The 20100-nt window shown below is 67.8% G+C and carries 20 protein-coding genes and 1 tRNA gene; 10 read left to right on the top strand and 11 right to left on the bottom strand.

Annotated features, from left to right (window positions below; all coding sequences use genetic code 11):
• Window positions 1–19: 19 nt before the first annotated feature.
• On the bottom strand, window positions 20–1654 hold the full coding sequence (locus ACFW3F_RS19850; RefSeq protein ID WP_388060409.1) for a carboxylesterase/lipase family protein: 1635 nt from the start codon (window positions 1652–1654) through the stop codon (window positions 20–22).
• 72 nt (window positions 1655–1726) lie between these two features.
• On the opposite strand from ACFW3F_RS19850, the gene ACFW3F_RS19845 reads away from it, so the two are divergent.
• Window positions 1727–2080, top strand: coding sequence for a Fe-S protein (locus ACFW3F_RS19845; RefSeq protein WP_388060407.1), 354 nt, complete (start codon window positions 1727–1729; stop codon window positions 2078–2080).
• Between the two features lie 71 nt (window positions 2081–2151).
• Here the strand turns inward: ACFW3F_RS19845 and ACFW3F_RS19840 are convergent.
• Together ACFW3F_RS19840 and ACFW3F_RS19835 are read right to left on the bottom strand one after the other, a co-directional pair.
• A tRNA-Thr gene (locus ACFW3F_RS19840) sits at window positions 2152–2226 on the bottom strand.
• Between the two features lie 69 nt (window positions 2227–2295).
• On the bottom strand, window positions 2296–2682 hold the full coding sequence (locus ACFW3F_RS19835) for a RidA family protein (protein ID WP_388060405.1): 387 nt from the start codon (window positions 2680–2682) through the stop codon (window positions 2296–2298).
• Window positions 2683–2848: 166 nt separating this feature from the next.
• Here ACFW3F_RS19835 and ACFW3F_RS19830 point away from each other — a divergent pair, with 166 nt between their 5' ends.
• The 4 genes from ACFW3F_RS19830 to otsB all read left to right on the top strand — a co-directional run bounded on the left by ACFW3F_RS19830 (window position 2849) and on the right by otsB (window position 6998).
• Window positions 2849–4345, top strand: coding sequence for a threonine/serine exporter ThrE family protein (locus tag ACFW3F_RS19830; protein ID WP_388060403.1), 1497 nt, complete (start codon window positions 2849–2851; stop codon window positions 4343–4345).
• 169 nt (window positions 4346–4514) lie between these two features.
• Complete coding sequence (locus ACFW3F_RS19825; RefSeq protein ID WP_388060401.1) at window positions 4515–4679, top strand: hypothetical protein; 165 nt, start codon at window positions 4515–4517, stop codon at window positions 4677–4679.
• Between the two features lie 46 nt (window positions 4680–4725).
• The gene (locus tag ACFW3F_RS19820) at window positions 4726–6213 is read left to right on the top strand and encodes a trehalose-6-phosphate synthase (RefSeq protein WP_388060399.1); all 1488 of its coding nucleotides are present in this window, start codon (window positions 4726–4728) and stop codon (window positions 6211–6213) included.
• Complete coding sequence (gene otsB, locus ACFW3F_RS19815) at window positions 6210–6998, top strand: trehalose-phosphatase (RefSeq protein WP_388060397.1); 789 nt, start codon at window positions 6210–6212, stop codon at window positions 6996–6998. Before ACFW3F_RS19820 ends, otsB begins: the two co-directional genes overlap by 4 nt.
• Window positions 6999–7122: 124 nt before the next feature.
• On the opposite strand, the gene ACFW3F_RS19810 is transcribed toward otsB, so the two are convergent.
• From ACFW3F_RS19810 to ACFW3F_RS19795, 4 genes are all read right to left on the bottom strand, one after another.
• Window positions 7123–8769, bottom strand: a complete 1647-nt coding sequence (locus tag ACFW3F_RS19810; protein WP_388060395.1) for a DUF222 domain-containing protein — start codon at window positions 8767–8769, stop codon at window positions 7123–7125.
• 329 nt (window positions 8770–9098) lie between these two features.
• A complete protein-coding gene (locus ACFW3F_RS19805) occupies window positions 9099–10205 on the bottom strand; it encodes a putative zinc-binding metallopeptidase (RefSeq protein ID WP_388060393.1) in 1107 nt (368 codons plus the stop codon).
• Window positions 10206–10210: 5 nt separating this feature from the next.
• Complete coding sequence (locus tag ACFW3F_RS19800) at window positions 10211–11020, bottom strand: transglutaminase family protein (RefSeq protein ID WP_033205830.1); 810 nt, start codon at window positions 11018–11020, stop codon at window positions 10211–10213.
• A 57-nt stretch (window positions 11021–11077) separates the two neighbouring features.
• Window positions 11078–12205, bottom strand: a complete 1128-nt coding sequence (locus ACFW3F_RS19795) for an ROK family transcriptional regulator (protein WP_004022772.1) — start codon at window positions 12203–12205, stop codon at window positions 11078–11080.
• A gap of 86 nt (window positions 12206–12291) precedes the next feature.
• Between ACFW3F_RS19795 and ACFW3F_RS19790 the strand changes: the two genes are divergently transcribed.
• Window positions 12292–13056, top strand: coding sequence for an SDR family NAD(P)-dependent oxidoreductase (locus ACFW3F_RS19790; RefSeq protein WP_064569120.1), 765 nt, complete (start codon window positions 12292–12294; stop codon window positions 13054–13056).
• Here the strand turns inward: ACFW3F_RS19790 and ACFW3F_RS19785 are convergent.
• Entirely contained in the window at window positions 13053–14309 is a 1257-nt protein-coding gene (locus ACFW3F_RS19785) for an Ig-like domain-containing protein (protein ID WP_388060424.1), read from the bottom strand. The two genes, ACFW3F_RS19790 and ACFW3F_RS19785, sit on opposite strands and share 4 nt — an antisense overlap.
• Before the next feature lie 55 nt (window positions 14310–14364).
• Window positions 14365–14976 carry a helix-turn-helix domain-containing protein gene (locus ACFW3F_RS19780; protein ID WP_388060389.1) on the bottom strand — a complete coding sequence of 204 codons (612 nt, stop codon included), beginning with the start codon at window positions 14974–14976 and terminating at the stop codon, window positions 14365–14367.
• Between the two features lie 47 nt (window positions 14977–15023).
• Here ACFW3F_RS19780 and ACFW3F_RS19775 point away from each other — a divergent pair, with 47 nt between their 5' ends.
• Complete coding sequence (locus ACFW3F_RS19775) at window positions 15024–15929, top strand: class I SAM-dependent methyltransferase (protein ID WP_388060387.1); 906 nt, start codon at window positions 15024–15026, stop codon at window positions 15927–15929.
• Window positions 15929–16906 (top strand): NAD(P)/FAD-dependent oxidoreductase, encoded by a 978-nt coding sequence (locus tag ACFW3F_RS19770; RefSeq protein WP_388060385.1) that lies wholly within the window; start codon window positions 15929–15931, stop codon window positions 16904–16906. The genes ACFW3F_RS19775 and ACFW3F_RS19770 overlap by 1 nt, the downstream gene beginning before the upstream one ends.
• A gap of 36 nt (window positions 16907–16942) precedes the next feature.
• On the opposite strand, the gene deoC is transcribed toward ACFW3F_RS19770, so the two are convergent.
• Window positions 16943–17620 carry a deoxyribose-phosphate aldolase gene (gene deoC / locus ACFW3F_RS19765; protein ID WP_388060383.1) on the bottom strand — a complete coding sequence of 226 codons (678 nt, stop codon included), beginning with the start codon at window positions 17618–17620 and terminating at the stop codon, window positions 16943–16945.
• Between the two features lie 27 nt (window positions 17621–17647).
• Here deoC and purU point away from each other — a divergent pair, with 27 nt between their 5' ends.
• On the top strand, window positions 17648–18559 hold the full coding sequence (purU, locus tag ACFW3F_RS19760; protein WP_388060382.1) for a formyltetrahydrofolate deformylase: 912 nt from the start codon (window positions 17648–17650) through the stop codon (window positions 18557–18559).
• Window positions 18560–19067: 508 nt separating this feature from the next.
• On the opposite strand, the gene ACFW3F_RS19755 is transcribed toward purU, so the two are convergent.
• Window positions 19068–19196, bottom strand: coding sequence for a hypothetical protein (locus ACFW3F_RS19755; RefSeq protein WP_388060380.1), 129 nt, complete (start codon window positions 19194–19196; stop codon window positions 19068–19070).
• 271 nt (window positions 19197–19467) lie between these two features.
• On the opposite strand from ACFW3F_RS19755, the gene ACFW3F_RS19750 reads away from it, so the two are divergent.
• The gene (locus ACFW3F_RS19750) at window positions 19468–20088 is read left to right on the top strand and encodes a hypothetical protein (protein ID WP_388060378.1); all 621 of its coding nucleotides are present in this window, start codon (window positions 19468–19470) and stop codon (window positions 20086–20088) included.
• Window positions 20089–20100: the final 12 nt, after the last annotated feature.

Genomic DNA, 20100 nt, shown 5'->3' with positions numbered 1-20100 from the left:
CTGTCGGGCAGCGGCCGCCTCAGCGGAAGCCGAGCACCTCGTCGCCCCACGCCTCCCAGATGTCGCCGTCGAGGTTCTGCACGACCCGATCCTCGGCATCGATGCGCAGCACCGGACGATGCCCGGTGTCGTAGGTCGGCCAGTGATCCCCGAGCGACCCGGCGTCCGGCTCCTGCCCGTGCGCGAACGCGGTCCATCGTCGAACCATTCTCTCGGACACCGCTTCTCCCTGCTTGCGCCCGCCGAGCAGAAAGGTGATGTCCCGCGGTCCGGCACCCAGATTGCCCCACACATAAGGGACTTCGGTGGCGTGGGCGGCGCCGAGCCCGAGGAGCCGGAACATCCTCGTCGTCCAGTCGTAGCGGTACACGTAGACCGGCGCGGAGCGTGCGTGCGCCTCGGCGAGCCACAAGGTGGGCATCCGGAACGCCACGTCGCGGGCCACGCCGAGCCCGGTCACCTTGGGGCGCAGGCCCGAATAGGCGGAGAGCACCTGCGCACGCTCGGGGAGGACGACGTCCGGATACTCCTGGGCCATCCCGGCGAACATGCGCTCGATGTCGGCGGTGGTGATCGGCATGAGCGGAGACTTCATGTACTTGAACAGGTTTGCCTCGTCGCGGTTGGTCCCGATGATCAGCGGCACCGGATGCGCGCGGCCCGCCCGGTAGACGTCGAGGGGATGCTCGGGCAGCAGATCGCCGTCGATGACGGGCGCGAAGGCGATGGTCCCCGGCGTCTCGGCGGGGACCTTCTCGAACAGTGCGGTGGTGATCGCCGAACAGGTCATGCCGTCGAGTTCGTCGAGCCGCCCGACGATCTCGCCGGTGTCGAGTTCGCTCGCGTCGATCCCGGCCACCTCGAGCAGTTGCTCGGCGACGCGCGCCGCCCGGTCGGCCCCGTACATGGATGTCACGGGCGAACTCTGCGCGATCGCACGGCCGAAGAGTCCGGCCGCGGCCGGCATGGTGAGCAACGCGGTGACCAGTCCCGCACCAGCCGACTCACCGAACACGGTCACCTTGTCGGGATCGCCGCCGAACGCCGCGATGTGGTCGCGGACCCACCTCAGTGCGGCCAACACATCACTGAGGCCGGCGTTCGATTCGAATCGCTCGTCGATCGAGGAGAGGTCGGCGAAACCGAGCACTCCGAGCCGGTAGTTGAGCGTCACGACGACCACATCACCGGCGGCGGCGAGGTTCGAGCCCTCGTAGAACGGCTGACCGCCCGAACCCAGCACGTAGGCGCCGCCGTGCAGCCACACCATGACCGGGAGTCCGACGGCGTCGTCGGCGTGCTCCGACGAACCCGGCGGGGTCCAGACGTTGAGGAACAGACAGTCCTCGTCCATGACCACGTCGGGACCGAGCCGCACCGCGGGGTTGAGTTGTTGCGGACACACCGCGCCGAAGGTCGAGGCCTCCACGACGCCCTCGGGTGCGTCGCTCGCTTCGAGGGGCACCGCTCGACGCCAGCGCAGCTCTCCCACGGGCGGACGGGCGTATCGGACACCCCGCCAGATGTCGGCCCGCTCGCCGACGACCCCCCGGAAGGTGCCCACGCGGGTGTGGGCCAGCGGTCGCGTTCCGCTCGTGGAGTCGTCCGCTGGTGAGGGCGGGACGGAGGAGGTGCCCGGTTCGTCGTGCTTCATCAGTCCATCGTGCACCGAGAACCTGTTCCGATTGTCCGGAACTCAGCCGCGTCCACTCGCTATTGTGACCCCATGGAGCTACTACGCAACGTCGTAATCTTCCTGCACATCATCGGTTTCGCGGTGACCTTCGGGGCCTGGGTGACCCAGCTCGTGGCACGCGAGTTCCGCGTCACCCGCGTGATGGACTACGGACTGCTGCTCTCCCTGCTGACCGGACTGGCACTCGCGGCCCCCTGGCCGGCCGGAATCGACCTGAACTATCCGAAGATCGGGATCAAGCTGGTGATCCTGCTCGTGCTCGGCGCGATCCTGGGCATGGGGAGCGCGCGACAGAAGCGCACCGGCGAACCCGTACCGCGGCCCCTCTTCTGGGCCGTCGGTGCGCTGTCGTTGCTGGCCGCGGGTCTCGCGGTCATCTGGTAGCCGGCCGCACCCGCGAGCCGGACTCGCGAACGACAACGCCGCGTACCGGATCGGTACGCGGCGTTCGTCCGTGGAGCCCCCTGTCGGGATTGAACCGACGACCGCTCGCTTACAAGGCGAGTGCTCTACCACTGAGCTAAGGAGGCGCGCGGTGCGAGTATATCGGGCCGGGCCGCCCTCGGGGTTCACGGCACCCGGTCGACCGGCGGACCCGATCAGGCCGGGACCGCGGCCACCGCTTCGATCTCCACCAGCTGATCGTCGTAGGCCAGGACCGAGACGCCCAGCAGGCTGCCTGCGGGTCGGTGATCGCCGAAGGCCTCGGTCACCGCGTCCCAGGCGACCACCAGGTCCGCCTGGAGGTGCTCGGCCACGAAGACCGTGACCTTGGCGACGTCGCGCAGCGTCGCACCGGATTCGATCAGTGCGGCCTCCAGGTTCTTCATGCACTGCACGGCCTGCTCACGGACGTTGCCGGGAGCGACGGTTGCGCCGTCGTCGTCGATCGGCGCCGCACCGGCGGTGAAGACGAGACTTCCGGGACTCACCGTGGCACTGCGGGTGTGGCCGTCTCGAGGACCGTTGATCTGCACGGGGGACATGCCGCGATCGTAGACGAGTGGGCTCGGGTCGCACCGCTGCCGACTCGTCCCGGGACCCTGCCGGTGACGCCGGAACACAGAAGGTGTATCCAGTCTCCTGTCAGGGTTGCACCGGCCGAGCGCCGGTGACCCGCGAGCACTCCACCACCGACCCGAGGAGGCCTGCGTGCGCGAACAGATCGGCCGTGCCCTGCGTCGGCTCACGGGCAGCCGCCAGGCGACGATCGACACCATCGAACCCGGCAGCATCATGGTGTCGCCGCGCCGGCCGATCGAACCGTTCGACGTCGCGGCGATCACCGAGGTGCTCGATCTCGCCACGAAGATCGGTGCGGTCCTGCTCGATTCGGGCACCGGGGCCATCGACACCCAGACCCAGATCAAGTTCGTCGCCGGTGTCTACGGCCTCGAGGACGTGGACGTCGACGTCACCTACAACACCATCGTGGTCAGCGCCCGGCGCGGTGCGACGCTCCCGCCCATCACCACCATGGAGCAGGTCTACTACCGCTCGATGGACTTCACGCGGCTCGCGCAGGTCGACCGGCTCGTCCGCCGCATCCGCGACTCCTTCATCAGCCCGTCCACCGCGCATCAGATGGTCGACGAGATCATCACGGCACCGCACCCCTATCCGCACTGGCTGGCCACGACCGCCTGGGGGATCATGGCGTCGGGCATCGCGGTCCTGCTCGGAGGCGAGTATCTCGTGGCCGCGCTCGCGTTCGCGACCACCGTGGTGACGGTCAGCATCAACCGGCGGCTCAACCGCATCGGGACACCCGTCTTCTTCCAGCAGCTCCTCGGGGGCTTCGTCGCTGTCGTCCCGGCCGCCCTGGTCTTCGCCGCCGCCGAGCGGCTCGGTGTCCAGATCGCACCGTCGCAGGTGATCGCGGCGGGCATCGTCGTCCTGCTGTCCGGACTGTCGCTGGTCGGTTCGGTACAGGACGCCATCACCGGCGCCCCCATCACCGGTGTGGCCCGCTTCTTCGAGCTCCTGTTGATGACCGGTGGCATCATCGCCGGCGTCGGCGTGGCGATCAGGATCCTGGAGGCGGGCGGGATCTTCCTGCCCACCATCACCACGACGACCAGCTTCGAGGTCGTCGAACTCCCCATCCGGGTGGTCGCGGGCGCGGTCGCCGCTTGTGCCTATGCGCTGGCCAGCTACGCCGAGACGCGCGCGCTGGGCGTGGCATTCCTCGGCGGCTTCATCGGAACCGCCGTCGCGGCTGCGTCGACCTTCACCGACATCGGTGACGTCATCGCCAACGGTCTCGCGGCCGCCTTCGTCGGACTGATCGGCGGTCTGCTCGCGCGTCGTGCGCTGACACCGCCGCTCGTCGTCGCCGTGGCCGGCATCACCCCGCTGCTGCCGGGCCTCGCGGTGTATCGCGGCCTCTACGGCATCCTCGGGGATCAGACGCTCGACGGCTTCACCTGGATCGCGAACGCCCTGGCCATCGGCTGCGCACTCGCCGCGGGGGTCACCCTCGGTGAGTTCGTCGCCCGGTCGCTGCGCCGCCCCCAGCTCCCACCCCGTCCGGACTGGCGGCTCCGCCGCCGGATCGCCCTGCGCGAGGACCGCGAGGCGCGTCAGGCGGCCTCGGCAGCTCGTCGGCCCCGCGCGAACCGGTGGCGGCCGCCGCCTCCGCGACGCTGAGGCGGGACGGGTCGCCGTGAGCACACGCGATGCCCGGGTAGAATAGGCAGTCGGGCGTGTCTTCGGACGGCCGCTCCGTATCAGCAGAACCGTTCGAGACCTGGACGGCCGCGCCACCGGCTATCGCGCGCCGACACGCACCACCATGCCGCACAACGAGGGGACTCACATGCCCGCGAAGACGACCGACATCGCCGCCGACGAAGAACTGGAACCGGTGGCCGACGAGACCGCCAGCTCCGCACGCCGAGTCGTCGCCGCATACGCGACCGACGCCGACGAGTGCCGGATGCTGTTCGCCATGCTGGGAATTGCGCCGGGCGAAGACGCCTGACCAGGTGGCTCCGCGAGCAGGAGAAACCCACCGCGACACCGACGGGGTGACCGGCACCGACCGGCCCACCCACGACGGGGCCGAGTTCGTGGTCGTCGCGAACCGCCTGCCCGTCGACAAAGAGGTGCTGCCCGACGGCACGGTCAACTGGAAGCAGAGTCCGGGCGGACTCGTGACCGCGCTCGAGCCGATCCTGCGCGCCAACACCGGGGCCTGGGTCGGATGGTCGGGGATTCCTGATTCCGATGACAACCCCGACATCGAGGGCATCGACATCCACGCGGTCCCGCTGTCGGCGCAGGAGATCGCCGAGTACTACGAGGGCTTCTCCAACGCCACGCTGTGGCCGCTCTACCACGACGTCATCGTCAAACCCGAGTACCACCGCGAATGGTGGAACGCCTACGTCGAGGTGAACCGGCGCTTCGCCGAGGCCGCGTCGCGGGCCGCGGGCGAGGGCGCGGTGGTCTGGGTGCAGGACTATCAGCTGCAGCTGGTGCCCAAGATGCTGCGGATGCTGCGGCCCGACGTCAAGATCGGCTTCTTCCTGCACATCCCGTTCCCCCCGGTCGAGTTGTTCATGCAGATGCCGTGGCGGACCGAGATCGTCGAAGGCCTCCTCGGTGCCGACCTGATCGGATTCCACCTGCCGGGCGGGGCACAGAACTTCCTCTTCCTGGCCCGTCGCCTCGCGGGCCAGGCGACGAGCAAGGGCACCGTCGGTGTGCGTTCGCGGTTCGGTGTGGTCCAGGTCGGTTTCCGATCCGTGCGCGTCGGCGCGTTCCCCATCTCGATCGCCTCCGGTGAGCTCGACGCACTGTCCAAGACCCGCAAGATCCGGGAGCGCGCCGCGGAGATCCGCCGTGAGCTGGGCAATCCCAAGACGATCATGCTCGGTGTCGACCGGCTCGACTACACCAAGGGCATCGACGTACGACTCAAGGCCATCTCGGAGCTCCTGGCCGAGAAGCGCCTCCAACCCGCCGACACGGTGATGCTGCAGCTCGCGACACCGAGCCGGGAACGCGTCGAGAGCTACAAGCAGATGCGGGCCGGTATCGAGCAACTCGTCGGGAACATCAACGGCACCTACGCGAGCGTCGGACAGCCCGTGATCCAGTACCTGCATCGACCGGTGCCCCGCGAAGAACTCGTTGCCTTCTTCGTGGCAGCCGACGTCATGCTGGTCACGCCGCTGCGCGACGGCATGAATCTCGTCGCCAAGGAGTACGTGGCGTGCCGCGGCGATCTGGGTGGCGCACTGGTGCTCAGCGAATTCACCGGCGCCGCAGCCGAACTACGGTCGGCCTACCAGGCCAACCCGTACGACCTCGACGGCGTGAAGGACGCGATCGAGGCCGCTGTCGAACAGAGCGAACACGAGGGCAAGCGGCGCATGCGCGCGCTGCGGAGGCAAGTCCTCGCGCACGATGTCACCAAGTGGGCGGAGAGCTTCCTCGGCACCCTCGGCGCCGACTCCGACACCGAGTTGTCGCCCAATCGGGGTGTCCACCTCGTGGACGAGCCGGAGTGAGCCACAACGGGATCCCCGCCGAGCTCACCGCGGCCCTGACGCGCGCCGCGCGTGTGGGAGTGCTGCTCGTGGCCAGCGACTACGACGGATGTGTCTCGCCGATCGTGTCGCGTCCAGAGGACGCCGTGCCCGTGCCCGCGTCGATCGATGCCCTCGTCGCCGCTGCCGCGCTGCCCGATACCGTCGTGGCCGTGGTGTCCGGTCGCGAACGCGCCGTGCTCGCACAGTTGTCCGGCCTGACCGCGCCGGTCGTGCTGGTCGGCAGTCACGGCAGCGAGTTCGAGTCCGGATTCGCGGTCGAGGTCACCGACGAGGACCGCGCGTTGCTGAATCGCCTGATCGCCGAGTTGTCCTCGATTGCAGCCGATTTCCCGGGCACCACGGTGGAGGTCAAACCGGCCAGCACCGTGCTGCACGTTCGCAACGCGTCCGCGGCCGACGCCGTCGTCGCACTCGACCGTGCCCGCACCGGCCCGGCCTCCTGGCCGGGGGTGCACGTCACCGAGGGCAAGGCCGTCGTCGAACTCGCGGTGATCGAGACCAGCAAAGGTCACGCACTCGACACCCTGCGCGACCGTATCGGTGCCGACGCGGTCATCTACCTCGGCGACGACGTCACCGACGAGAAGGCCTTTGCGCACCTGCGGCCGCAGTCCGGTGACATCGGCATCAAGGTCGGCGAGGGCGACACCGCCGCCGAGTTCCGCATCGCCGACACCGACGACGTGGCAACGGTTCTCACGTTCGTGGCCGAACAACGGGCCCGCGCAGCGACGACCGGGTAGCGCAATGAGGCATTGAATGCCATCGCGTGGTCAGGGTCCGCACGAACAAGATTCACGAAAGCTGATGGACCGTCGTTCACCGCGTAGGTCCGCGACGAAATTGTTGCCGGCCGCGCGCGACCTGTTACTCAAGAGTTCTCCCGATTGCGTTGCGCACCAGCGGGTCTCGACTCAGTAGCTCCTCGAGGTGTGCTTCGACGAGCGATGGACGGATGCGACGCCCACGCCGTGGCGGTCGGACGTCGATGACGTGGCTGATCTTCAGTCGCAGGTCATCGTGGCGCCGCCCGTCCGGGCGTGGGCGAGCGCCGGACCGCGTTGATGGTCCGTGGATCTCGTCGCGCACGGTGTTCAGGTGTGTCGTGAACCTCGTGGGTATATCGGGTCGGCGGTTGACGCGGTAGGGGTTCGGCGGTGCGCCGGGCTCGGCATTCAACCGCCACACGCAGCGGCCTTCGTCGGGTCCGGAACGTTCGATCCGGGTGGTGTACTGCCCGGGTTTGTCCCCGACCATACGGTTGTGGCGCGGGCATGCCGGGGCGAGGTCGTCGATGTCGGTGAGTCCGCCCTTCGCCCAATCTTGTTGGGCGTGATGTATCTCGACCTGCGTGGCGGGTTGGTCGCAACCGGGCGCCGAACACACATGGCCATCGGGGCGGGCGAACGACACCAGACGTTGGTCACGGGTGGCGAGGCGTTTCCCGCGCCCGAAGTGCAGCGGCGCGGCGGTGGCGTCTTTGAAAATCGCCAACCAGGGCTGTACGTCACCGGCCATCGCGATGAGGTCCGGAATGGGCAGCAGGGTGCCGGTCGCGGTGGTCGCCAGGCCGGCTTCACGGACCAGGTCGCCCAGGTCGGCTTTGATGATCAGCTGCACGGGCAGCCCGCGGTGAGAGGTACCGAGCAGCCCGTCGTCGAGGACAGCTTTCAGCAGGGCATTGAGAGCGTCGTGGTTGATCTGCGCCGGCGTACGGTTGTCACGCTCGGCCGCGGCAGCCAGAGTGTTCGGGTCGGCATCTTCGAAAGACCCGGTGGGCGAATACGGATCGTTGGGATTGTTCATCCCAGGCTTGGCCCACACTGCCAGCAACATGGTCACCCTGGCAGCCAACTCCGGTGTGAGGGTTGCGGTCATCTTCGCGGTTCCGTCGGCGCGTTGCCGGTTCACCCACAGGTTCCGACGCCGCTTGCGGTCTGCGTCGTCGGTGAGGCTGCCATCAGGATCGAGGTGAGCGAGCAGCCGCGCACCGAGTTGGGTGATGTCGGCCGGGGTGTGGGCTTCGGCGATCTCGGTCATCTGACGTTCAGCGGCGACTTTCACGTCATGCTCGACGGCGCGGGGGATCTGGTCGAGGACGTCGAGCGCAGCGTCGACGTGTGCGGTTCCGACGGCGCCCTGAGCGAAAGCTTCCGCCAGCGTGGGGTGTTCGGGTTCCAGACGATCGCCGTTGAGGCAGGCGAGCGAGGCCGTGGCGTTGAGATGCTTGCGTCGTCGCACCGGGTTGGTGACGCGAAGGCGGTGGTTCATGAACTGGATGAGGCTGCGGTACCCGGCCTTACGCGGCAGGTCACGGGCCTCGACTTCGGCGATCTGCCGGTCGCCGGCGAAAGTGGTTCGAGCAATTGCCCGCTCGGTGGCAGAGGCGACTTCGATCAGTTCTTCATCGGTACATGGGGACATGTCGACGGTCTGCAGTTCGTCGAGAATCTCATGCAGCTGGGACACCAGCTCGACGGCACGCACTTGTGGTGCTGCGGATACGTCGGACATGGCCACCCCCCGGAGACGATTGTGCGAATCTATGTTCGAGTGTAGCGGCTATAGCACTGGTAGGCAACACTTTTCACGAACACATCGATGAGTGACCTTGTCGGAGGTGTGTGGTAGAAGCGGGTTGCCCAGTCCGAAGTGGCTCAACGACTCGACCTCGATCAAATTACCGTGCGGCGCCGGCGAGCCGGTAGAGCACCCGACACCGACACCGGAGCGTGGATCGAGACGTGGAACGACAACCACTGCCCCTACATGTAGGTCGAAACCGCAGACCAGATCCTCGCGCCCATCGCTCACCACTGCACACGAATCAATGGATCAGGACACTAGACCGGCGCCGCGACGAGCGGGTCCGTCGTCACCGCCCGGCGCGCACTCTCGCGAATCACCTCGTGCACGAACCCGAGTTTGCGCACGACCGGCACGGGAATCGTGAACGGGTAGAGCGGTCGGCGACCCATCGCCACATTCACCCGATTCAACATGAGCGACAACCATTTCCAGTCGTAGAGAAGTCGCTCGATGGGCTGGTCTGCATACGACTCGAGCGGCACGATGTCGCGATCCATGGTGAACCGGACCTGGTGGGCATCGAGCTTGAGCCCGGATTCGCGTGCGGTGTCGATGGTTCCGGTGATGTGGAGGTAGTGCGCGAAGCACTCGGCGAAATCCTCCCACGGATGCATCGTGGCGTACTCCGAGATGAACGAGTCATGCCAGTTCTCAGGGGCCCCGAACCGATAGTGACGGGTGATCGCGTCGGCGTAGCTCACACGCTCGTCGCCGAACAGGTCCCGGCACCGATCGAGGTACCGGTCAGCGCCCCGATCGGTCTCGACGAGGACATGTTGGTAGTAGTGACCCGTCTCGTGCCGGAAGTGACCGAGCATCGTGCGGTACTGCTCACCGAGGTCGACCCGGAGCCGCTCGCGATACGCGTCCTGGGTCTCGGCGAGGTCGATGGTGACCACCCCACCCGCATGACCGATCGTCACCGGCCGACCGAGGGTCTGACTCGACAACAGGTCGAACGCCAGGCCACCCTCGGTGCGCCAGAACGGCTCCACCGGCAGCCCCAGGTCGACGAGTTGATACACGAGCAGTCGCAGATCGAACGACGCCGACGCGAGCTTCTCGAGGGCGATGGTGTCCTCGGCGTCGGGCTGACGACGGATGAGCGACTCCGGGAAACAGCGCCCCCGCAGGCCGCTGCTGTCCTCGGCAACCTCGGCCGGGGTCAGCCAGTTGCAATGCGTCCGGTCCCACAACGAGCATCTGACCCACCGGAGACCGCCGATCTCGACCCCGTCCGCCGCGACCGCGTACAACGACCGCGACGGGAGGTGCACGCCGACGGTCGTCCCGCAGTTCGGGCAGGTCTGGCGATCGAAGCCGGACAACGCATTGCAGACCGGACAGGTGAGCGCGTGCACGCAGCTCACCCTATCCGGATGCGCGAGCTCCCGTCGTCGATCGGAAGCGCCCCGCGCACCGTTGCCGTCACCTCGTAGGAGTTGAGGTTGATCGAGCCGCGGTGGTTGTCGAGGAATGCGGTGTCGGCGGCGTCACGACCGGTCGAGATCCGCACGAGGCTCTGCCGCGGGGCCAGTCCGGTCGCGTCGACCGCCACCCACTCACCGTCCACGATCGCCTCGGCGACGGCGTGGAAATCCATCGGCGAACAGCCCGGCGCGTAGACCGCGACGAGGCGGGCGGGGATGTTGAGAGCCCGCAGGAGCGCGACGACGAGATGCGCGTAGTCGCGGCACACCCCCGCACCGGCGAGCAGGGTGTCGGCGGCGCCGTCGATGGGGTCGCTCGTCCCGGGGATGTAGCTGAGCCGGTCCGACACGTAGGCGGCGACCTGATCCAGGATCTCGCCGTCGGGCAGCGACGAGTCGAACTGACCCGCGGCGAATCCGAAGAACTTGTCGCACTCGGCATATCGGCTCGGACGCAGATACGTGGAGCGGTCGGTGAGGTCGACGGGTATCGGATCGGCGGGGGTGAGGACCGATGCCCGGTAGTCGATCGTCAGGAGGCCGCGCTCGAGCTGCAACCGGTGAATCCGGGACCCGTGCGACCCGATCATCTCTTCCGGCGTCACCGGCCGCCCGTCGAACTCGACCTTGAGTTCCTCCTCGAGCTGGAGTCCGGGCAATCGGGCGACGGTGATCTGCATCTCCAGTTCGGTGGGGTCGTCGACCCGCACCTCGAGCCGTGCGGACACATCGCGGGGCAGCGTCATGGGCTCACCGTAGGGGATGCGCGCGACGACGGCAGCGGCAGGCGGTACCGGAGGCCGCTACAGCGTCGCCATCGCGGCGACCGGGTCCGCGTAGATGACGCTGAGTGCGACCACGACCGCCGCGCTCTCCTGGACGCGCACACCGAATCTCGAGGGGGCGATCTCCAGCGGCCACGACAGCGTGGTCGCTTCGTCGAACGCGGCCTGCACGGGAGCGAGTCCGTGCGGGTGCGCGGCGAAGGCATCACCGGCGACGACGATGGCGTCGGGATTGATCACGTCCCGGATGAGCGCTACCGACTCCCCCAGGACGCGGGCTCGTTCGTCGACGATCCGAGCCGACGTGGGACTGATCCCGAGCCGACGCGCCGCGACCTCCGCGGCGTCGTTGCCGATGACGTTCTGCAGCCGGACCCGGGTGAGCCCGGGAGCAAGCACGGGCGCGGTGACCGGCAGGTGGGCGATGGTGCCCGCCCCTCGTTCGGGTACGTGCACCCGGCCGTCGAGAGTCATTGCCATCCCCGCTGTTTCGCGAGCGTAGAAGAACAGACCGGAACCCCCGTCGTCCCGCGGGTGGGACAGGAGCAGCTCCGCGGCCGCCATCGCCTCGACGTGCTCGCACACCGATACCGGTGTGTCGAGGTACTCGGCAAGTGTTGCGCCCACGGTGAGTTGATGCCAACCCAGGACCCGGTGGTTCACCACCCCGGTCTCGGCGTCGACCGCCCCGCCGACCGCGACCCCACCCCACAGCACCCGACGCCCGCTGAATCGCGCGGCGAGTTCGGCGAGCAGTCCGCTGAGATGCCGCAGGGCGTCTTCCTGATCGCCGGTCGGCGTCAGCACGGCGTGGCTGTGCAGCGTCCGCCCGCCGAGATCGGCGATGGCGAGAACGGTCCGGCGCGCGCCGATGTGCATACCTGCCACGCACAGCGAGTCATGGTCGATGGTCAGCGGATTCTTGGGTCTGCCAATCGATTTCGGTCCAGCGAGATCGGGACGTTCGACGACGAGGCCGTGCGCTGCCAGCGCATGCACCTGACGGTTGATGGTCGCAGGCGACAGACCCGTCGTCGAGGCGAGCTGATCCCGGGTCACCGGCCCATTGACCCGGATCGCGTGCAGAACCGCCGCCGCCGGAGTGGAGGTCAGTTGCAGCGCCGCCGGGATCACTCCCCCACGCATGCGATGAATGTAGCAGCGCGGCGAGGTCGCCGAGCCCGGCCGACGGGCCCTACGGCCGCCTTGCGGGCATCCGTAAGGTTGAGCCCATGAGCACCGACACCACCTCTCAGTCGACGGACAACCGACCGATCGCCGTGGTCACCGGCGCGAGTTCGGGTATCGGCGCGGCCACCGCGCGCCGGCTCGCCACGCAGGGTTACCACGTGGTCCTCGGCGCCCGCCGCCTCGATCGGGTGACGGCACTCGCCGACGAGATCGGGGGCACGGGAAGGCAACTCGACGTCACCGACGACGAGTCGGTGGCCGCATTCGTCGCCGGACTCGACACGGTGAATGTGCTCGTGAACAACGCAGGCGGTGCGAAGGGCCTGGACCCGGTGTCGACCGCCGACCTCGACGACTGGCGCTGGATGTGGGAGACGAACGTCCTGGGCAGTCTGCGGGTCACCAAGGCGCTGCTGCCGGCGCTCATCGCCTCGGGTGACGGTCTGATCGTCTCCGTCACCTCGATCGCGGCGTTCGAGGCCTACGACAACGGCGCGGGTTACACCTCGGCGAAACACGCGCAGGGCGTGACCCATCGAACCCTCCGCTACGAACTCCTCGGGAAGCCGGTACGGCTCACCGAGATCGCACCGGGCATGGTCGAGACCGACTTCTCACTCGTGCGATTCGAAGGCGATCAGGAACGCGCCGACAAGGTCTATGAGGGCCTGACCCCGCTGGTCGCCGAGGACGTGGCCGAGGTCATCGGGTTCGTCGCGTCCCGCCCGCCGCATGTCAACCTGGACCAGATCATCCTCAAGCCGCGCGACCAGGCCTCCGCCCGGCGGAACATCAAGACCGGCTAACGAGGTGCCGGGGCGTTCGAGGTGGGCGCCCCGCTGGGCGTCGCGGGCACGGAGGTCTCGCGGACCTCACCCTTGATGGCCGACATGCTCTGCCAGGTCTCCCAGTCGTAGATCCAGTCGTAGATGTCGCCGTCGGCCTCCGACAACGCGATTCGTGTCCCGGTGACCTCCACCGGGTCGCCGTAGACCGCCACCCCGAAGTACCGCTCGGCGTCGGCCTCCGACAGGTTGATGCATCCATTGGTGACGTTCGCGGAGCCCTGGACGTTCACGGTCGCGGGGTTGGCGTGGATGAACTCGCCGTTGTTGGAGATCCGGACGGCCCAGCGCTCGCGGATGTTGAAGTAGCCCGCGGCCGGGTTGCTCATGAAGAACTCTTCGTATTTCTCGGTCACCACGTGGATTCCGGAGCGGGTGACGTTGCGGTCGAGGTCGCCGCCTCCGTAACTACACGGCAGGGCCATCAGTTCGACGCCGTCGCGCAACACCACGATTCGGTGGGACGACTCCTCGGCCTTCACCACCTGGGCGCGTCCGATCGCGAAATCGCTGGTCACATCGGCCGCGCCGTACGCGCCACCGCCGTGGTCGAGCCCGTACAGCTTGGCCACCATGGTGACCTGGGTGCCGGGGGCGAAGTACTCGCGTGGTCGCCAGTGCACGCGTGAGCCGTTGTCCTCGCCGAGCCATGCCCACGATCCCTTGGTCGGCGGGGTGGTGGTGACCGTCAGCGCGCGCTCGACGGCTTCCTTGTCCTCGACCGTTCCGTTGAACTTCAAGATGATCGGCGCCGCGATGCCGACCTCCTGCCCGTCGCCGATGTTGACGACGACGTTCACCTGGCTCGACGGCGTCAGGGTGGTGAACGTGCCGGCAACCGGCACGACCTTGCGATCGACGCCCACCGCCGTTCCGCTCCAGGTGTATTCGGTGCCGTAGCCCAGTGGCTCACCGATCGTGTAGGTGGTCCGGTCCTCCGAGAGCTGCCCCTTCACCACGACTCCGCGCGGGTTGGTCAGTTTCACATCGGGATTGAGGAAGCCGTCGGTGGCCTTCACCGAGAACTCGGCGGTCGGGCCGGCCGGCTCGGCGTCGAGCGCCGGGGTGAAGGTCAGGGTGACCGACGGGTCGGCGGGTGTGTCGTCGCCGGGGCCGAGGCCGGAACCCGAGCAGGCCGCCACCGCAACCCCGAGCGCACCGACCCCGGCCGCGGCGAGCACGGAGCGTCGGTTCACCGAGGCCTGAGGAGTCATCACCGCAACAACAGTACCGATGCGACACCGCGCATCGGTGGTTCGCTGACCCGGGTCACGCGTCCGAGGTACCCGAGCGGTTGTCGTCTCGCGCCGCGATGTCGGTTCGCACGGACGGTAGGTGGGCCCGCTCGCCGGCGTGGTCCATCATCGACAGCACCTCGGCGGCCCCCTCGTACGCGCAGATCGCGTGCGGGATCATCGTCGAGAACTCGGCCGCGTCGCCTTCCGGTATGAGGATGGTGCGATCGCCCAGCCACAGCTTCACGGTCCCCGACAGCACGGTGAACCACTCGTAGCCCGGGTGAACACGCAGCTCACCGACGGGCTGCTCGCGTTCGAAGCGCATCTTCGCCACGGTCACGCCCTGCGGCGCGTTCTCCCGCGAGAGCAGCCACATCGTCATCCCCTCCACGGTGTGCGGTTGGGGCCGGATCACGACGTCGGTGTCGTCGGCGGGTTCGACGAGCTGATCGAGCGTGGTACCGAGCGCACGGGCGATCGGCACGAGCTGGTCGAGCGCCACCCGGCGGTGCCCGGTCTCGATCCGGCTGAGGGTCGACGGAGACAGATAACACCGGGCGGCGAGGGCATCGAGCGTCCATCCCCTCGCGATCCGGAGCCCGCGGATTCGCTGGCGGACGACAGCATCGAGTTCTTGCGTCATTGGCAAGATGCTATGCCATTGAAGCATGGCGCCGCTAGTGTGGGGTCATGACCAGCACTCATCATCACCACTCGGACGGGAACCGCCACGCCCACGCGAGCCATGCCGAACACGATCACGCGCGCCTTGCGGCGGTCCTCGACCTCGACGCCGAACTCATGGCCGACTACCTGGACGACGCCGCGAACCTGATAGCGGAGTCGTTGCAACGCTCGCCGGCGCGCATCGCGGATCTGGGCGCGGGCACCGGAACCGGCACCGAGGCACTCGCCCGCCACTTCCCACAGGCGCGGATCCTCGCGGTCGACGGCTCGCCCGACATGGCCGCGCTCGTCGAGCAACGGGCGCGAGACGGCGGTTTCGGCGATCGCGTGACGTCCGTCGTCGCCGATCTCGACGACGGTCTGCCGCCCCTCGGGGCACCCGACGTCGTGTGGGCGGCCATGTCGCTCCACCACGTCGCCGATCCGCAGCGCCTCCTGCGTGAGGCCGCGACCGCGCTCGGTCCGGACGGGGTCGTCGTGATCACCGAGATGGCGGGCGTCCCGCGGTTCATCCCCGCGCGCGACGATGCCGAGCTCGGTGGCCTGCAGGAGCGCTGCCAGACCGCCGCGGCCGGGGCCGGATGGGAGGCGCTCGTAGACTGGACCGACGCGTTCGACGACGCCGGGTACGACGTACTCCGTTCCGAGACCGTCCACGTCGAACGCAGCGACCCGAGCCAGTCGGTCGCGCGGTACGCACGGCACTGGTTCGCCCAGTTCCGGCACCGTTTGGCCGACACCCTCGATCCCACCGACCTGGCCCTGCTCGATGTCTTGACCGACGAGTCCGACCTCGACACCCTGCATCGTCTCGACGACCTGACCCTGGCCGCCGGGCGGCTCCTCTGGATCGCCCGCCCGCGCACGACGGCCTCCACTGCACCCTCCACCCCCGAGAGCGAGCACTGATGAACAACCCCTGGAACAACGAACCGAACTCCACCACAACCGAATACGATGTCGCCATCATCGGCGGCGGAGCTGCCGGACTGAGTGCCGCGACGGTACTGGCACGGTCCCTGCGCAAGGTCGTGGTCATCGACGCGGGGCAACCGCGCAACGCACCGGCAGCCGGAGCCCACAACGTGCTGGGGCAGGACGGGATCTCCCCTCTGGACCTGCTCGCCCGTGGCCGCGCGGAGGCGACCGGGTACGGAGCCGAGATCCGTTCGGGCACTGTCGTCGACGCCGCGGGCTCCGTCGACGACTTCACGCTGCGTCTCGCTTCGGGCGAGGTGGTCGCGGCCCGGCGCCTCATCCTGGCGACCGGACTGGTCGACGAACTCCCCGACCTCCCCGGGGTCGCCGACCTCTGGGGGCACGATGTGCTGCACTGTCCGTACTGCCACGGCTACGAGGTACGCGGCACCCGGATCGCCCAGATCGCGACGAGCCCGATGTCGGCGCACCAGGCGCTCATGTTCCGCCAGCTCAGTGAGCATGTCACGGTGATCGCGCACGACCCCGCCGCGTTGTCGGCCGATGATCGCGAGCACTTCGCGGCCACGGGCATCACCGTTGTCGACGCTCGCGTCGAGCGCGTCCGGACGCGCGAGGAGGACGGGGCGGCCCGCCTCGACGGCGTACTCCTGACCGACGGCACCGTGGTCGACGCCGACGCGGTGGTCGTCTCACCGAAGTTCGTGGTCCGTGGTGAGCTCTACCAGCGTCTGGGCGGCATCCTCGACGATGGCCCGATGGGCGGACTGGTCGGGACCGGCCCGATGGGCGAGACCGCGTTGCCGGGCGTGTGGGCGGTGGGCAACACCACCACCGTGCATGCGATGGTGACCGTCGCCATGGGTGAGGGGGTGTCGGCCGGCGCCGCGGTCAACGCGAGCCTGGTCATGGCCGAACTGGACGCCAAGGTCGCCGCCCTGGCGTGACCGACGAGCGTCCGCGAGGGCTCCGCCGTCGGCCGTCTATTCCGGGAAACCGTCGAGCACCGCGGCCGACGCGGACAGCCCGAGTCGGGTCGCACCGGCGGCGATGAGATCGGCGGCGGCCTCGGCGGTCCGGATTCCGCCGCTCGCCTTCACTCCCACGCGATCGCTCACCGCGGCGCGCATCAACTGCACCGCCTCGACGCTCGCGCCGCCCGCCGGATGGAACCCGGTCGACGTCTTCACCATCGACGCTCCGGCCCGTTCGGCGCGGCGGCACACCTCGGTGACGGTGTCGGGTCCGGCGAGTTGCAGCAGCGCGGCGGATTCGATGATCACCTTGAGGAGGGTGTCGTCGCCGACGGCCTCACGGACGGTGAGGACGTCGGCGAACACCTCGTCGAACCGGCCGTCGACGGCCGCGCCCACATCGATCACCATGTCGATCTCGTGCGCACCGGAATCGACGGCCAGACGCGCCTCGGCCGCCTTGACCAGCGAATGGTGCTTACCGGACGGGAATCCGGCCACGACGCAGGTCCGCAGTGCCCCGGTGTCGATCGGGAGCATCGACGGCGACAGACAGACGGCGAACACCCCGAGCCGCGCGGCTTCGGCAACCGTGGCCTCCGCGTCGGTACGGGTCGCCTCCGGCTTCAGCAGCGTGTGGTCGATGATGGCGGCGACGTCGCCGCGTCGCAGGTCCTTGTTCGTCACACCGACGAGCTTGGCACACTGACTGTCGTGGCCCCCGGACAGACGACCCAGACGGATCGAACCCAGACAGATCAGACCGAGCACCGCTACGTGCTGACGCTCGGCTGCCCCGACCGCACCGGCATCGTGGCCCGGATCTCGACCTTCCTCACCGACGTCGGCGGCTGGATCACCGAGGCGGCCTACCACTCCGACGAGGAGACCGGGTGGTTCTTCACCCGGCAGGCCATCCGCGCCGACTCGGTGTCGTCGACCGCCGAGGAACTCCGCGCGCGCTTCGCGGCGGAGGTGGCCGCCGAGCTCGGGCCCGAAACCGACTGGCGCCTCACCGATTCGCGGGAGATCAAGTCCGCGGTGCTACTGGTGAGCAAAGAGAGCCATTGCCTCATCGATCTCCTCGGGCGCGCCCATCGGGGTGAACTCCCGGCCGCCATCCGTGCGGTCGTCGGCAACCATCGCGAGTTGGAAGACCTGACGGCTCGATTCGGCATCCCGTTCCACCATGTCCCGTTCGCGGGCGAACGCAAGGCCGAGGCCTTCGCCGAGGTGGGCCGGATCGTGGAGGGCTATCAACCCGACGCGGTGGTGCTGGCGCGCTTCATGCAGATCCTGCCGCCGCAGCTGTGCGATGCGTGGTCCGGCCGTGCCATCAACATCCACCACAGCTTCCTGCCCAGCTTCATCGGCGCCCGGCCCTACCATCAGGCCTTCGCGCGCGGCGTGAAGCTCATCGGCGCCACGTGCCACTACGTCACCGCCGATCTCGACGCCGGGCCGATCATCGAGCAGGACGTCATCCGCGTCGATCACAGCGACTCGGTGGCCGACATGGTCCGCCAGGGACGCGACATCGAGACCCTGGTGCTCTCCCGAGGCTTGCGCTGGCACCTCGAGGATCGCGTTCTGGTCCACGGGCGCAAGACCGTCGTCTTCACCTGACGGTCCCCACGACAAAGCGAACCGCCCCGCGACATCTGTCGCGGGGCGGTTGCAAAGTGTGCCGACTTACGTCGGGTCTTCCTCGCCACCGAGCGAGCCGGTGAGCACGTTTCCGAGGATCTCCTCGATAGCGCCGGAGATGCCGCCTTCGATTGCGTCTGCCATATCTACTCCTTCGTCATCGGTGAGATTGTTCGTTGATCACCGTCCGCTCTCACCCGTGCGTCGGCTCGATGCCGACGTTACATATTGATTTCAGGAATGTCTGCCCTGTCACCGAAATATCATCTCTCGCGGACGGACAATTGGTGCGAAGAAAGCCATGGAACCCCAGCTGAGAGGCTCATACGGTGGGTTTTGAATCAGACAAAATCGAATCCGTGGATTCCGGCAATGCAGCGATATTGCAACCTTCAGCGAGTCTTCGCCCGACATGAATGGGACCAGAAACAGTTCAGCAGTTGGTGTCGCGGGCGCGTCACCAACTGCTGAACCAGTATTCGTCGACTCAGGCCCCGGCATCACTGCCGTCGACCGATCCACCACCGATCGAACCCGCATCACCGAGGCCGCCGAGAATCACCTCGATCGCACCCGTGATCGCACCGGTGATTCCACCCTCGACTATGCCTGCCATATTCGTCTCCCTTGATGTTGGTGAGATGTTCCGGGACGGCCGTGCGTCTCACCTGGCGCAACGACCTGCGGGCGACGTTACAGACCGATCACGGAAACGTCCTCCAATATGGAGAATTGGCGGTTTGCATTCACAAATGGGTGTCTAACAAAAGTGCAACTCGGTGTCTCACCGCAATCGCTTGCCATGACCACAATCGCCCGCGTGCGTTTCTGGTATCTCTTCGCGAAACCGATCACCGCGCAACACAGAAATGTGCTGCTATTACCCGATGACAGGGGCACAGCCAGTCGTCGCACGAGCTCGCGCGTTGACGGCCGACGACCGGGAGTGTGCGCTCGATCTGCTCGAGAGCGGCATACGCGAGGTTCCCGTCTATCGGTGGCTCATGGGCAACGATGCCCCGACCGACGCATTCCGGTGGTACGGCGACATCCTCTTCACCGACCTCCTGCCGGGCATGCGGGGAATGTTCACGCCGGCCGGCGAGATGATCGCGCTGATCGCGGTGGCCGGCCCTGACCATCAGACACAACCGGTCGACGATGAATTGGCAGCCCGATCACGCCATTACGTGGTCGGCCTCGATGGATTCATCTCACGATTCCGCGAATTGCAGGAGAAGTCGCGAGCCCGCACGGTCGGCGGGGCGCACAGCATCGTCTTCGCCCTGGTCCACCCGGATCATCGCAGGTACGGCACCCTCGCAGCCCTGCTGAATCCTGTTCTGCAACGAGCTCGCGACGCGGCATCGCCGGTGACCGCAAGCACTGCGGACGAGCACATGATCGACGTGTACGCCCGCAAATGGGGTGGCCGGGTCTATGACGAGTTCACGCTGACCGACGGACCGACGGTCTGGTTCTTGATCGTCGATCCACCGACGGCCTAGAACCGACCACTC

It is taken from the genome of Gordonia sp. NPDC058843 (assembly GCF_042743165.1).
In the GTDB taxonomy this organism is placed as follows: domain Bacteria; phylum Actinomycetota; class Actinomycetes; order Mycobacteriales; family Mycobacteriaceae; genus Gordonia.
The sequence above is the reverse complement of the archived record's forward strand: the minus strand, read 5'-3'. Positions and strand labels throughout refer to the sequence as shown.

What these genes read in the sequence shown, in the direction of transcription:
- ACFW3F_RS19755 (WP_388060380.1), bottom strand. Translation starts at nt 19,196, where the DNA reads ATGGCAGGCATAGTCGAGGGTGGAATCACCGGTGCGATCACGGGTGCG.
- ACFW3F_RS19750 (WP_388060378.1), top strand. Translation starts at nt 19,468, where the DNA reads ATGACAGGGGCACAGCCAGTCGTCGCACGAGCTCGCGCGTTGACGGCC.
- ACFW3F_RS19780 (WP_388060389.1), bottom strand. Translation starts at nt 14,976, where the DNA reads ATGACGCAAGAACTCGATGCTGTCGTCCGCCAGCGAATCCGCGGGCTC.
- ACFW3F_RS19785 (WP_388060424.1), bottom strand. Translation starts at nt 14,309, where the DNA reads ATGACTCCTCAGGCCTCGGTGAACCGACGCTCCGTGCTCGCCGCGGCC.
- ACFW3F_RS19835 (WP_388060405.1), bottom strand. Translation starts at nt 2,682, where the DNA reads ATGTCCCCCGTGCAGATCAACGGTCCTCGAGACGGCCACACCCGCAGT.
- ACFW3F_RS19775 (WP_388060387.1), top strand. Translation starts at nt 15,024, where the DNA reads ATGACCAGCACTCATCATCACCACTCGGACGGGAACCGCCACGCCCAC.
- ACFW3F_RS19810 (WP_388060395.1), bottom strand. Translation starts at nt 8,769, where the DNA reads ATGTCCGACGTATCCGCAGCACCACAAGTGCGTGCCGTCGAGCTGGTG.
- ACFW3F_RS19825 (WP_388060401.1), top strand. Translation starts at nt 4,515, where the DNA reads ATGCCCGCGAAGACGACCGACATCGCCGCCGACGAAGAACTGGAACCG.
- ACFW3F_RS19850 (WP_388060409.1), bottom strand. Translation starts at nt 1,654, where the DNA reads ATGAAGCACGACGAACCGGGCACCTCCTCCGTCCCGCCCTCACCAGCG.
- ACFW3F_RS19790 (WP_064569120.1), top strand. Translation starts at nt 12,292, where the DNA reads ATGAGCACCGACACCACCTCTCAGTCGACGGACAACCGACCGATCGCC.
- ACFW3F_RS19770 (WP_388060385.1), top strand. Translation starts at nt 15,929, where the DNA reads ATGAACAACCCCTGGAACAACGAACCGAACTCCACCACAACCGAATAC.
- ACFW3F_RS19795 (WP_004022772.1), bottom strand. Translation starts at nt 12,205, where the DNA reads ATGCGTGGGGGAGTGATCCCGGCGGCGCTGCAACTGACCTCCACTCCG.
- ACFW3F_RS19845 (WP_388060407.1), top strand. Translation starts at nt 1,727, where the DNA reads ATGGAGCTACTACGCAACGTCGTAATCTTCCTGCACATCATCGGTTTC.
- ACFW3F_RS19800 (WP_033205830.1), bottom strand. Translation starts at nt 11,020, where the DNA reads ATGACGCTGCCCCGCGATGTGTCCGCACGGCTCGAGGTGCGGGTCGAC.